This window comes from Paenibacillus sp. JT31N7 (assembly GCF_059692095.1).
Map to the genome: position 1 here is coordinate 348826 of NZ_JCAUAT010000003.1, position 12965 is coordinate 361790.

A 12965-nucleotide genomic window follows, 5' to 3' on the forward strand; every position below is an offset into this window, starting at 1 on the left:
GGAGGGAACGATGAGATGAGCAAATCTTTGTACCAACCCCGCAGCGGCGTGCTGACGGTTCAGTACGGGCCGGACGAACAGACGAAGGTGATCGAGAATCCGCCCCGCTTCACGTGGATTCCCGCCAGGCTCGAGAAAGATTGTTATGTGCTGGAAATATCCGGACGGGACGATTTCTCCGCAGGGTTTTCCCGGACGTATGCTCCGGTTCCCTATAATTTTTTTACGCCGGAAAAAAGTTTCGCGCCCGGCACGTATTATTGGCGGTATGCGCTGTACGAAAGCGATAAACGGGCCTCCGAATGGAGCGTCGCGCGTTCATTTTCGATACCGGAAAATCTGCCCGAAACTCCGCTGCCGGAAAGAGGCGAACGCTTTAAGGAAAGCGGTTGCGCGAGGCCCCGGTTATGGCTGCAGGGCGAAGAGGGGATAGCTCGCTACCGCGATCAAGTCGCTACCGACCCCGAAGGAACCGGCTGGAAGCTGTTCTATGAGCTATCGGTCCTGCCCTGGGCGGAGCGGGAGCCGCATGCGGAACCCGAGCCGTATCCGGGGAACAAGCGGACGGTGGAGCTCTGGAGGCAATCTTACGTCACCTGTCAGGAAATGCTGTACGCGATCCGTCACCTCAGCATAGCGGGAAAGGTGCTGGACGACTCCCGTCTGCTCGACCGGGCGAAAGGGTGGCTGCTGGCCGCAGCTTCCTGGGACCCGGATGGTCCGACGGGCCGCGACTACAACGACGAATCCGCTTTCCGCCTAGCGGGCGCTCTCGCCTGGGGCTACGACTGGCTGCACGGTGAGCTGGATGCCGAAGAGAAAGAGCGGGTGAAGCGGAGCCTGGTCGCCCGGACCCTGCAGGTGGCGGTCCATGCGATCCGGCGGTCCAAGATTCACCAGGTGCCCTACGACAGCCATGCGGTCCGATCGCTGTCGTCTGTGCTCACGCCGTGCTGCATCTCGCTTCTGCATGAAGAACCGGAAGCCGAAGAGTGGCTTCATTACACACTGGAGTATTTCTGGACCTTGTACACTCCGTGGGGCGGAGAGGACGGCGGATGGGCGGAGGGTCCCCATTACTGGACGACCGGAATGGCGGCGCTGCTGGAAGCGATCGAATGGATTCGCGGCTGTACGAAGCTGAACTTGTTCGACCGGCCCTTTTTTCACAAAACCGGGGATTTTCCGCTGTATGTCTACAATCCCAACGCTTCCACGCGCACGACTTTCGGGGACAATTCAAGCCTGGGCGGGAGATTCGGCACCAAAACGGGCTACAATATGCGCCATCTGGCGGGTGTAACGGGCAACGGCCGATACCAGTGGTACTACGAGCGGATCAAAGAGATGGACCCGGAAGCGGCCAAGCTGTTCCACAATCACGGCTGGTGGGATTTCCGCTTCGACGAGCTCGTGTACCGGCAGGCGTACCCGCAGATTCAGGCGGAAGCGCCTTCGGATGCGGCGGAGCTGAAATGGTTCCGCGATGTCGGCTGGGTGGCGATGCATCACCGGATGGACGACCCCGGCGAGCAGATCATGCTGCTGACGAAGGCCAGCAAGTACGGTTCCGTGAGCCACAGCCATGCGGACCAGGGCGCCTTCTATATCCATGCGTTCGGGGAAGCGCTGGCGGTGGAGACCGGGTATTATGTCGCGTTTAACAGCACGATGCACCGCAATTGGCGGAGGCAGACGGTTTCCAAAAACAGCCTACTGATCGACGGAGCCGGGCAGTATGCGGACACGGACAAATCCCTTAATATGGCATCCTCGGGTACGGTTGCGGAAGCGAAACGGGACAAAAACGGAAGTTATGTGAAGATGGACGTGACCGCCGCTTATCTGGTGCAGGTGCCTTACGCGAAGCGGGTGGAGCGGGAGATTTATTTTGTGGACAACAGCTATTTCGTTGTGGTGGATTCCGTCGACCTGAACCGCCCCGGTAAAATCGAATGGCTGTACCATGCCATGTACGAGATGGATTTGCAGGAGCAGTCCTTCCGGGTGACCGGGAAAAAAGCTTCGCTGGAGGGACGCTTCGTATTCTGCTCGTCGGGCGAGCTGACGCTTTCCCAGAGCAATGAATTCTCCGGCGTGGACGAGAAGGAGATCGAGGGCCTTCCCCGTCAGTGGCATTTGAAGGCGGAATCGCCTCCGGCGGCTTCCCACCGTCTCGTGACGCTTCTCGTCCCGAAAAAACCGGGGGAAGAGGACCGCTATGTATCTTATTTTATGGACGACCAGGGCTTCGTGTTTTCGCTATATTTTACGGATAACGGGAAGACACGGAAAATCGACGTGCAGAAAGCTTTCTAGAATAGGGTCACGCCGGGTGCCGGGAAGGACTGCAGGCATTATCCGGCGACCGTAAGCAGGAGCTGAGTTGAAACGTATACAAGGAGGAATCACACGATGAGCAATATTAACGTATGGGAAGACGCGGAGCCCGGAGTCAAGCGCAAAATCATGCAGCCGGGAGAGTCGCTGATGCTGATGGAAGTCCATTTCGAGCCGGGGGCGGAGGGGTACGAGCACGCCCACCCGCACGAGCAGCTGTCTTACTGCATGAAAGGGCGGATGGAGTTCACGATCGACGGTGTAAAAAAGATCATCGGAGCGGGAGAAACGATCTGCATTCCCCCTCATGCCAAACACGGTGCGAAAGCGCTGGAAGCCAGTATTCTGCTGGACTGCTTTACGCCGGTCCGGGAAGATCTCGTGAAACGTTAATACTCGTTCCAAAATCCTAAGCGGAAGAGAGGGATGCATCGTGCGGGAGAATGATCCGCTGATGGACGGAGCCGAAGCGGAAGCGAGACGCAGCCGCCAGCCGGGTAGTCCGGCGGCGGATATGCGCGCTTCCGGCGGCGAAAGCTCCGATGGCAGACTGGCCTGGTGGCGGGAGGCGAGATTCGGGATGTTTGTCCATTGGGGACCGTACTCGCTGCTCGGAGGTAGATGGAAGGGCGAGGAGGTCGAGGCCGCCTACGCCGAACATATCCAGCTAAGAGGACGCATTCCCGTCCGGGAGTACGAGAAAGTGGCCGCCGGCATGGACCTGAGCGGATTTCATGCGGACGAATGGGTCGCGGCCGCCAAAAAGGCCGGCATGAAATACATGATCGTCACGGCGAAGCACCACGACGGCTATGCCATGTACGACTCGCAAGCGAGCGGGTACAATATCGTACGGCTCGGTCCGAGCGGCCGGGACCCGATCCGCGAATTGAGCGAGGCTTGCGGAAGAGGCGGAATAACGTTCTGCCTCTACTATTCGCATGCGATGGACTGGCATCACCCCGATTCCCAAGGAAACACATTGGATTATCCGGATAATATCGGAGCCTGGGACTCGCTCGAAAGCTGGACCCGGGATGAAGCGAAGAGCCGCAGGTATGACCGGTATTTGCGGGAGAAAGCGTTCCCCCAAATCCGCGAGCTGCTGTCGAATTACGGGCCTGTCGGCATCCTCTGGTTCGATTGCGGCCACAAGATTACGGATGAGCAGGGACGCGAATTCGCCGAGCTGGTCCGTTCGATTCAGCCGGACTGTCTGATCAACAAAAGGATCCGCTCCGACGAATTTGCGGATTACGGCAATCCGGGTGACAACCAGCTCAGCGTCCGCGTAACACAGCCGGATTGGGAATCGATTTTCACGCTGAACGATTCGTGGGGCTTCCGATTCGCCGACCGGAACTGGAAAACGCCGGAGGAGCTGATCCGGATTCTGGTTGAAACGGCGAGCCGGGGCGGCAACACGGTCTTCAATGTCGGCCCCGAAGGCAGCGGCCGCATCGACGAACCTTCGCGCAGGCTGTTGGAGGAAGTCGGACGCTGGATGGCCGTCCATCACGCGAGCATCCGCGGCACGACGGGCAGCCCCATCGGCCGGCCCGAGTGGGGCTGCTGCGCGGCAAACCTCCGCCAGCGGAAGCTGTTCCTGCACATCCTGCGAAGGCCGCCCGGCGGCAGGCTGGTCGTGCCCGGCATCGCAAGCCCGGTCACCGCGCTCCGCTGGCTGCACGATCCGGCGGCGCCCGCGCTCCGCTTCCGGCGTCTGAACGGGCCCGACCTGCTCGTGGAGCTTCCCGGTCCGCTGCCGGACAACGCTTCTTCCGTATTGGTGCTCCAATACGAAGGGGAACTTGCAGCCGATCCGCACAAGCGGCTGATGGAGGAGGGCGCGACGACTTTCCCGGCTTTCGACGGGGAAGCCGCCGGGGAGCGGCTGCGCTACGACACCGGCAAGAAGGGCCGGGACAACGTCACGGACTGGAGCCGGGCGGGCGACAGCCTCTCGTGGACGTTCCGGGCGGCGGAGCCCGGCAGGTACGGGATCGGCCTGTCGTATGCGGCGGAGACCGGCGTCTCGGGAGGCGCCTACTCCGTCTCGTGCGGAGATCATGTGCTCCGGGCGGAGGTCGTTCCCACGGAAGGGCCGTATGATTTTACGGTCCGTGAGATCGGCGAACTCGCGATTCCGGAGCCGGGCACGTACACCTTGACCGTACGGGCCGAAGACATACGGGGCGGCTATTTGATGAATTTGCAGCAGGTAGTTATGAAAGCGTTAACGGAGGAGGAGAAGCCCGATGTTCAGCTTTAAGCCGGCTCCGGTCGGCGGCGGATTCCGCATGGAAGGATACTGGGTCTGGTGCGGTTCGGCCGTGAAGGGCGAGGACGGACGGTATCATCTGTTCGCCTCCCGCTGGCCGGACCGTCTGCCGATGCATCCCGGCTGGCTCGTCTCGTCCGAGGTGGTGCGCGCCGTATCCGACACGCCCGAAGGGCCATACACGTACGCGGAAACCGTGCTTCCCGCCCGCGGAGCGGAATACTGGGACGGCCGCAGCACGCACAATCCGCAAATCGTTCAAATCGGCGGCACTTATGTGCTGTACTACATGGGCTCTACCCATCCCTTCGCGGACCCGGAGCCGGGAGAACCGCTCGGCCTGGAAGATCCCGTCACGGTCGTGGCCCGTTCCAATAAGCGGATCGGCATTGCCACGGCAAGCCGGCCGGAAGGTCCGTGGCTGCGCCGTGACGAGCCGGTGCTGACCGTACGTCCGGGCAGGTTCGACAGCTTCCTGACGTCGAATCCGGCTCCCTGCGTACTGGAGGACGGCTCGGTCCTCCTCATTTACAAGGCAAGGAAGTACGAAGGCTTCCGTCACGGGGCAATGACAATCGGGGCGGCGAAGGCTCCTCACTTCGAAGGCCCGTATACGAGGCTGGCCGAGGGGCCTCTTTTCCCGCCGGATTTCAATATCGAAGACCCGTTTGTGTGGAAGACGGAGGACGGATTTTCGATGATCGCCAAAGACATGACCGGCCGCCTGTGCGGAGAAAAATACGGGGGCATCCGCGCCTCTTCGCCGGACGGGGTGACGTGGTCGCTGTGCGATCCGCCGAAAGCTTACTCCCGCACCTTCCTGTGGGATGACGGCGCCATAAGGCAGGCGGGCAATCTGGAGCGGCCGTTCCTGCTCATGGAGGGCGGAGTGCCCACTCATTTGTTCGCGGCCGCTTCCGACGGTACGAAAGGCTTTCACGATTGCACGAAAACCTGGAACATGGTGATTCCGCTGAAGGAGGGGCCCCCGTCATGCTGATTCAAAGGAATAATGTGGTGCTGTTTCAGGGAGACAGCATTACCGACGCCAAACGGGAGCCGGGCCATGAGCTCGGCAGGGGCTATGCCTGGATGGCGTCAGCCCGGTTCGGCTGCATGTACCCGGAACTGGACGTCACGTTCCTCAACAGGGGAATCAGCGGCAACCGGATCCGGGACCTGCAGGCCCGCTGGGAGGCGGACTGCCTGAAGCTGAAACCCGACGTGGTCTCGATCTATATCGGGATCAACGACACGTGGAGAAGATACGACCGCAGCGATCCGACTCCCGCGGAAGCGTTCGTTTCCGGGTACCGGGATATTCTGGACCGGACGGTGAAAGGACTTCCCGGCGTGAAGCTGATGCTGATCGAGCCGTTCGTACTGCCGGTACCCGAAGACAGGCGGCACTGGCGGGAAGACCTCGACCCGAAAATTCACGGAGTCCGGGATCTGGCGCGGGAATACGGGGCGGCTTACGTGCCGCTGGACGGCTTGTTCGCGCAGGCTTCGGCGAAGGCGCCGGGCCCGTACTGGGCCCCGGACGGGGTACACCCGTCTCCCGCGGGACATGCGCTTATCGCGGATGCGTGGCTGAGAGCGGCCGGCGTGCCACGCGCCCTTTTTTAACCCCGTCCATACAGAATATCAAGCCTATCATCAGCCAATTCCGACAGCCCAGGAGGTACTTATGGCCAGCAAAATTCAGCCGTCCGACAAAGTCAGGTACGTGCAAAGGCATGAAGTCGGATCGAATCTGCGCAAATACAAAGCGCTGTATCTGCTCTCGATTCCCGGCATTCTTTATTTTATCGTTTTCAAGTATGTGCCGCTCATGGGGAGCGTCATGGCTTTTCAGAATTACAACCTGTTTAAAGGAATCACGGGCAGTCCCTGGGTCGGCCTGGACAATTTTATCCGGATGTTCGAATACGACGAGTTTTTGAACATTTTCACCAATACGCTCCTGATCGGGCTGTACGACATTGTGATTGCGTTTCCGGTGCCGATTATTCTGGCGCTGTTGCTGAACGAAGTGCGCAAAATGGTCTACAAACGGATTCTTCAAACCGTCGTGTATATGCCGCACTTTCTGTCCTGGGTCATCATCGGGGGAATCGCGGTAGGTATCCTTTCACCGACGACGGGGATCGTCAATACGATGCTCGGCTGGTTCGGCATGGAGCCGGTATATTTTCTCGGGGAAGATTCCTATATCCGGAGTATTCTGATCGGTTCGGGCGTCTGGAAGGACGCGGGCTGGGGAACGATCATTTATTTGGCGGCGCTCGCCGGGGTCAATCCGGAGCTTTACGAAGCGGCCAAAATCGACGGAGCGAGCCGCTGGAAGCAGACGACGTCCATTACGATTCCGACCATTATGCCGACGATCGCGATCATGTTCCTGCTTCATATCGGACATTTTCTCGATTTCGGATTCGAGCGGGTTTATGTGTTCCTGAACTCGCTGAACTCGAACAGCGGCGAAATTCTCGATACGTACATTTACCGGGTCGGGCTCCTGGGCAAACAGTTCAGCTACACGACCGCCATCGGGCTGTTTAAATCGCTGATCGGCCTTGTGCTTATCATGATCGGAAACCGTCTCAGCAAAAAAGCGACAGGCGAATCTTTATACTAGGGGCAGGTGACTTTAATGATGAAAGAAAGCAGGGGAGAGCGCTCTTTCCAGGGGTTCAACTACGTACTGCTGACAGTGGTGGCGATCTGTATGATCCTGCCGATCGTCCACGTGCTGGCGAAGTCGTTCAGCAGCGAGCTGGCGCTCAACCAGGGCAGGGTATCCGTTTTTCCGGTGGAGTTTACCTTCTCCAACTTCGCGTTCGTGCTCAGCGACCACTCCGTCTGGCAGGGGTTTCTCGTTTCCGTGTTCGTGACGGTCGTCGGTACGCTTATGAACTTGATCGCGACGACCTCGCTGGCTTATCCGCTTTCCCGTCCGGAATATATCGGGCGCCGGTATTTGCTGCTTATGGTGCTCGTTACGTTTATTTTCAGCGCGCCGCTTATTCCGAACTATCTGCTGATCAAAAATCTGGGGCTGCTGGACACGGTCTGGTCGCTCATGATTCCCGGCATGATCAGCGCCTACAATTTGTTTATTATGCGCTCGTTCTTCTCGGGGCTGCCCGGCGAGCTTGTCGATTCCGGCAGGATTGACGGCTGCGGCGAAATGCGGCTGATCTGGAGCATCGTGCTGCCTCTGTCGAAGCCGGTTATGGCGACGATGGGCTTGTTCTACGCGGTGGCCCACTGGAATTCCTACTCCAATGCCTTGTATTATATCAATAACCGGAATCTGTTTCCGCTGCAGGTCAGACTGAGGGAAATCGTCATTACGGACAATTTCGGGGAGATGACGTCCACCTTCGAGAATACGCTTAACATTTCGCCCGAAGGCATCAAAATGGCCGTGATCGTCGTGGCGACGGTGCCGATCCTGCTCATCTATCCTTTTTTGCAGAAATACTTCATTAAAGGTATGCTTATCGGGTCGATTAAATCATAAAAGAACACAACGCCAAAATAAGAATCCCAATACCCGTAAAAATCTCCAGCCCTTATCATGAAAGTGTAACCGGGGTCGTATAACGAGGAAGAGATGAAAGGAAGGATTCTTGATGAAAAAAGGCTTGGGTTTACTTCTGGCGACGGTTCTTACTACCGGGACGCTTGCAGGCTGCAATTCCAAGGAACCGGCAAAAGAAGGCGCGGCGGGCGCGGGTCCCGTTAAATTCTCCGTCTCCTTCTCTACGGGAGGCAACGCCTATCTGGAATCCGCATCCGATATCAACAAAGACAAATGGGTGCTGGAGCTGGAAAAACGCACAAACACAGACCTGGATTTGAAACCGCTTTCTCACAAGGAATTCGATCAGAAAATGAGCCTGATGTTCGCCGGCAACGATATCCCGGATGTTGTCAGCAATCTGCGCGGAGGCCCGACAACGTCCTCTATGTCCGGGTCGGTGGAAGCCGGCGTGTTTATGCCGCTGGACGATCTGCTCAAGGAAAACGCGCCGAATCTGATGAAGCTCGTTCCGAAGGAAGCCTGGGAGGAAACGTCGTACGACGGCAAAATTTACGGCATCCCCGGCTGGCTGACCAACCCGTCTAGACGGGCGACTTTTATCCGGACGGATCTGCTGGAGAAAGCGAACCTGAAGCAGCCTGTCACAGTCGAGGAATATCTGGACGTTCTGCGGGCGTTCAAGAAGATGGGCGTCGAAAATCCGTACCAGATCCGCGAGCAGTTCAAATATGCGGACACATTCCTGGGCGCGTACGATGTCATGCCGTATCAGTTCGAGCTGATGAACGGTGAAGTCGTGCCGAAGTTTTTCGATGTGGAGAATATGACGAAAGCCCTACAAACTTACAAAACGATGTATGAGGAAGGACTCATTCCGAAAGATTTTGCGACCGTTTCCCAAACCGACTACAACAAAAACATCGCGTCGGGCAAATCCGGCGTCTGGTCGGCAAACGGAGAGGCTTTGCTCAATTTCCGGGGCAAGATCAAGGATGCGGTCAAGGATGGCAAAGTCGATATCGTCTCATCCCCTAAAGGTCCCGAAGGTAAAGGCGGCCACGGGGTGTACGGGTATATTTCCACGGCGAAGTATATCAACAGCAAGGTGGATAAGGAGAAAGCCAAGAAGATTATCCAATTCTTCGACTGGATGAGTACGGAAGAAGCGGAAGAGTTCTTCACGTTCGGGATTGAAGGCGAGACGTATACGAAGGAAAACGGCAAAATCAACTACAAGCAGCCGAAGACGAAGGAAGAAATCGACGAAGCGAACTACCGCCAGACAACGCTTTGGATGGTTCACGACCTGACCTACAACAAGAAGCTTTCCGAATTGACGGAAGACGGCAAGGATATGGTGAAAGCGTTCGATAACGTGCTTTCCAAGGAAGGCTTGGGCGGTATTACGTTTACGACGAATCTGGCTTCCTTTACGAAATATCCCGATCTGGCTTCCGGCGGGGATACGGGTCCCAAGTTTATTCTGGACCAGATGATTCAGATGATTTACGGCAAGCGCCCGATCTCCGATTGGCCCAAAGTACTGGAAGAGTACAAAGCCAAGGGGGGCAAAGAAATTATCAAGGAAGCCACGGAACGGTATACCAACAAAGAAGGCGTGGTTGACCGCGCTCGTTAAACAAAGCTAAACTTAAGCTGGAATGAAAGCGTTTTAAATTTCGGCTGCCCAAAAGGTTCGCCTCCCTTGCAGACGTATCGGGGAGGCCCCCTTTTTTTTGCAAAAGCACTTACTTCGGGACGGGGGAGCTGGTACCATGCATGTGTTGATCGTCGACGATGAGCCGATTATTCGCAAAGGCCTCGTAAAAATGGCGGAGCTTTATCCGTTCGAATTCGCCGGCATTCATACGGCCGCGAGCGGCGTCGCCGCGCTTGAGATCATCGGGGAGCGCGAAATCGACCTGGTGTTCACCGACATCCGGATGCCGAAGATGGACGGGCTGGAGCTGTGCCGGATTATTCATGAGCAGTACAGCCACATTCCGTGTATCGTAATTTCGGGCTTCGGCGATTTCTCCTACGCCCAGAAATGCCTGTTCTACGGGGTGAAGCATTATTTGCTGAAGCCGGTGACGGCGCCGGATCTTCATGAGGTGCTGGCCGATTTTATGAAAAACCGCGTCAAAGGGTTCGTAGCCTTGTCGGATTGCGTGGATGTGATCGAACAGCTGGAGCAGCTCGTCTGGAATCTTGAGGAAGACAAGCTGCGCACGCTGATCGGCGATTGGAAGCAGAATTGTCTGTCCAGCGGAATGAACATGCTTCAGCTCCGGCAGCTGATCAAGGAATGCATGGCGCTGGTTCTCAAGAGGCTCCAGTCCAGGGGGCTCCCGGTCAAGAAGGAAGGGGAAGACAAGAGGTGTGTTTCCAAGGATCAGATTTTCGAGCAGATGCAGACCCGGCTGGAGGAAATTATGGAGATGCTGCGTCAACAGCGCAGCGGCACCTACAAAAATCTGCTCGATGAAGTGAAGACCTATATTGACACGCATCTGGCGGAGGAAATTACGCTCGACGAGGTGGCCGAGATGGCGGGCTTCACGCCGACTTATTTCAGCTCCATGTTCAAGAAAATGACCAATGAAACGTTTGTGAAATACCGGATCAAGAAGCGCATGGAGAAGGCGCAGCAGCTTCTGGCGATCCCGCATATCCGCATCGTCGATGTGGCCGCCAAAGTCGGGTACGAAGACTATCCGCATTTTACGAAAATGTTCAAGAAAACGACCGGCTATTCCCCTTCGGAGTACCGGCAGCAGCTGGGGATTAAATGATTAAATGGAACCTTTCCCGCAAAATTTTTCTCTACTTGCTCTCGATAATTTTGATCACCTTGACTTCTGTCGGGATCTTTACGTATAAAAAGGCGTCCGATGAGCTGGATAAACAAAACCGGCTTCACATGAACCAAATTTTAACTAATGCGCTCCATCATACGGATGTGTATGTGAAAAGCTACGACCGGCTGACGATTTCGCTGTTGACGAACCGGGATATCAAAAAATTCGTCGATCTTCCCGCTTCCCCCGAACCCTACGACTATTACAAGTTCTGGAGCACGATCCGGGAAACCGCGCTTCAGCCGATCTTTATCCGGAACCCGGAGATTGTGTCCATGTATGCGATCAGCTTTGCCGGCAACGGCATCTACGGCTACAGCAACGACCAGGCGGAGGGAACCTTCACCCGGGAACAAACGCTCAGTCAGATGGAGCGGCTGAAGAATGTCACGAAACCGGACGGGACGCTGAGCATAACGACGGACAGTCTTCTTCCGGCCATGAACGGAAAAGTCATCCGGCTGTCCCGGCAGATCAAAGGGCTGCAGTCGGCGGATTACAAAGGAATCCTTGCTGTCGAGATCCGCTCGACCGATCTTTCCATGCTCTGGAAAGGGATCGATCTGGGCGAAGGCGGCTACTTCTTCATCGTCAACGACAAAGGCGAGATGATTTATCAGCCGTCGAAGGACGGAATCAGCCCGCAGGCGCTGCCGGAGCTGCTGCCCCGGATTGTCCGTTCCGGGGAGACGGGTTCCTTCGAGCATGAAGGGCCGGACGGGCAGGAGCGGCTTTACATGAGTCGTAAATCATCTTACTCCGGCTGGAATCTCGTCGTTTCGATGCCCCTGAGCGAGCTGAAAAAGCCGGTGACGGCCATCCGCACGACGACGATTCTGATCGGCTTGTTCACGCTGGCTATCGCGGTCGCGCTCGCGTACCGGTTCGGCCGCTCGATCACACGGCCGATTCTCGTGCTCATTCAGGGCATGCGGCAGACGGAACAGGGCAAATGGTCCACGGTGCCGCTGCCGAACCGGCGGGACGAGATCACGGAGCTTATGCAGCGCTATAACCTGATGGTGGGGCGCTTGTCGGAGCTTGTGGAACAGGTCTACGAAGGCGAGCTGAAGCAGCAGAAAACCCAGCTCGAACGGCAGCAGGCCGAATTCCAGGCGCTTCAGCTGCAGATCAATCCCCATTTCCTGTACAACACGCTGGAAACGATTGTGTGCTACGCCGTCGTGCAGGATTCCGAGGAAATTTCGGAAATCGTCAAATCGATGGCCTATATGCTGCGCTACTCGGTTCAGACGAACCTGGAAGAGATAACCGTCGCCAACGAGCTGAATCATGTGCTGAACTATATGATTATTTTGAAGCACCGGCACGACCGGGAATTCGAACTGGATGTCGCGGTTCCGCCGCAGTTTCTGCTTAAGAAAATGGTTCGGCTTACCCTCCAGCCGCTGATCGAGAATGTGTTCCAGCATGCTTTTCCGGACGGTCTGGAGGATCGTCACTGGATACGGATCGATGCCGGAGAAGAAGGCGGGAGGTTTTGGATTTCGGTGGAGGACAACGGGAGCGGGATGAGCCGGGAGACGCTGGATACACTTCAAGCCAAGCTGAAAACACAGCGATTGACGGATGACCCCGAACCGGCAGGTCTGGAAGAAAACGGGCGGGGCGGGATCGGTGTTTTGAACGTGCACCGGCGGATACAGCTTGTATTTGGTGCGGAATTCGGCCTTCGTATCGAAAGCAAACCGGGCATCGGAACGAAGATGACGATGATCATGCCGGTTTCAAAGCCTGGGAGGGAAAGCGGGGACCAAGCCCGTGGTGAATTGCCGGCCCCCCCAAGCGGCGGACGCTCCGAACCCGGGGAAACGGAAGGAACCGATTGAACCGGAAGAGCGGAACATGAAGTCGGAACATGAAGTACGGAACGTGAAGAGCGAAACAGTACGAAACATGAAGAACGAAA

Annotated in this window: 10 protein-coding genes; all 10 read left to right on the top strand. The window is 56.9% G+C overall.

What is annotated here, in order from left to right; all coding sequences use genetic code 11:
• Positions 1-15: 15 nt before the first annotated feature.
• The 10 genes from AC58P5_RS16170 to AC58P5_RS16215 all read left to right on the top strand — a co-directional run bounded on the left by AC58P5_RS16170 (position 16) and on the right by AC58P5_RS16215 (position 12885).
• A complete protein-coding gene (locus tag AC58P5_RS16170; protein WP_497388179.1) occupies positions 16-2319 on the top strand; it encodes a heparinase II/III domain-containing protein in 2304 nt (767 codons plus the stop codon).
• Positions 2320-2415: 96 nt separating this feature from the next.
• Positions 2416-2733: a cupin domain-containing protein gene (locus AC58P5_RS16175; protein WP_497388181.1), complete on the top strand. Its 318-nt coding sequence runs from the start codon at positions 2416-2418 to the stop codon at positions 2731-2733.
• A 40-nt stretch (positions 2734-2773) separates the two neighbouring features.
• Positions 2774-4612, top strand: coding sequence for an alpha-L-fucosidase (locus AC58P5_RS16180; protein WP_497388183.1), 1839 nt, complete (start codon positions 2774-2776; stop codon positions 4610-4612).
• Positions 4599-5621, top strand: coding sequence for a glycoside hydrolase family protein (locus AC58P5_RS16185; protein WP_497388185.1), 1023 nt, complete (start codon positions 4599-4601; stop codon positions 5619-5621). The genes AC58P5_RS16180 and AC58P5_RS16185 overlap by 14 nt, the downstream gene beginning before the upstream one ends.
• Positions 5615-6250 carry an SGNH/GDSL hydrolase family protein gene (locus AC58P5_RS16190; RefSeq protein ID WP_497388187.1) on the top strand — a complete coding sequence of 212 codons (636 nt, stop codon included), beginning with the start codon at positions 5615-5617 and terminating at the stop codon, positions 6248-6250. The genes AC58P5_RS16185 and AC58P5_RS16190 overlap by 7 nt, the downstream gene beginning before the upstream one ends.
• A gap of 61 nt (positions 6251-6311) precedes the next feature.
• A complete protein-coding gene (locus tag AC58P5_RS16195; RefSeq protein WP_497388189.1) occupies positions 6312-7262 on the top strand; it encodes an ABC transporter permease in 951 nt (316 codons plus the stop codon).
• Positions 7263-7277: 15 nt separating this feature from the next.
• On the top strand, positions 7278-8150 hold the full coding sequence (locus AC58P5_RS16200) for a carbohydrate ABC transporter permease (protein WP_497388191.1): 873 nt from the start codon (positions 7278-7280) through the stop codon (positions 8148-8150).
• Positions 8151-8262: 112 nt separating this feature from the next.
• Positions 8263-9813, top strand: a complete 1551-nt coding sequence (locus AC58P5_RS16205; RefSeq protein WP_497388193.1) for a type 2 periplasmic-binding domain-containing protein — start codon at positions 8263-8265, stop codon at positions 9811-9813.
• A 136-nt stretch (positions 9814-9949) separates the two neighbouring features.
• Positions 9950-10969, top strand: coding sequence for a response regulator transcription factor (locus AC58P5_RS16210; protein WP_497388195.1), 1020 nt, complete (start codon positions 9950-9952; stop codon positions 10967-10969).
• Positions 10966-12885, top strand: a complete 1920-nt coding sequence (locus AC58P5_RS16215) for a cache domain-containing sensor histidine kinase (RefSeq protein ID WP_497388197.1) — start codon at positions 10966-10968, stop codon at positions 12883-12885. The genes AC58P5_RS16210 and AC58P5_RS16215 overlap by 4 nt, the downstream gene beginning before the upstream one ends.
• Positions 12886-12965 lie beyond the last annotated feature (80 nt).

Coding starts and splice junctions, on each gene's coding strand:
- AC58P5_RS16170 (WP_497388179.1), top strand. CDS start 16: ATGAGCAAATCTTTGTACCAACCCCGCAGCGGCGTGCTGACGGTTCAG.
- AC58P5_RS16175 (WP_497388181.1), top strand. CDS start 2,416: ATGAGCAATATTAACGTATGGGAAGACGCGGAGCCCGGAGTCAAGCGC.
- AC58P5_RS16185 (WP_497388185.1), top strand. CDS start 4,599: ATGTTCAGCTTTAAGCCGGCTCCGGTCGGCGGCGGATTCCGCATGGAA.
- AC58P5_RS16190 (WP_497388187.1), top strand. CDS start 5,615: ATGCTGATTCAAAGGAATAATGTGGTGCTGTTTCAGGGAGACAGCATT.
- AC58P5_RS16195 (WP_497388189.1), top strand. CDS start 6,312: ATGGCCAGCAAAATTCAGCCGTCCGACAAAGTCAGGTACGTGCAAAGG.
- AC58P5_RS16200 (WP_497388191.1), top strand. CDS start 7,278: ATGATGAAAGAAAGCAGGGGAGAGCGCTCTTTCCAGGGGTTCAACTAC.
- AC58P5_RS16205 (WP_497388193.1), top strand. CDS start 8,263: ATGAAAAAAGGCTTGGGTTTACTTCTGGCGACGGTTCTTACTACCGGG.
- AC58P5_RS16210 (WP_497388195.1), top strand. CDS start 9,950: ATGCATGTGTTGATCGTCGACGATGAGCCGATTATTCGCAAAGGCCTC.
- AC58P5_RS16215 (WP_497388197.1), top strand. CDS start 10,966: ATGATTAAATGGAACCTTTCCCGCAAAATTTTTCTCTACTTGCTCTCG.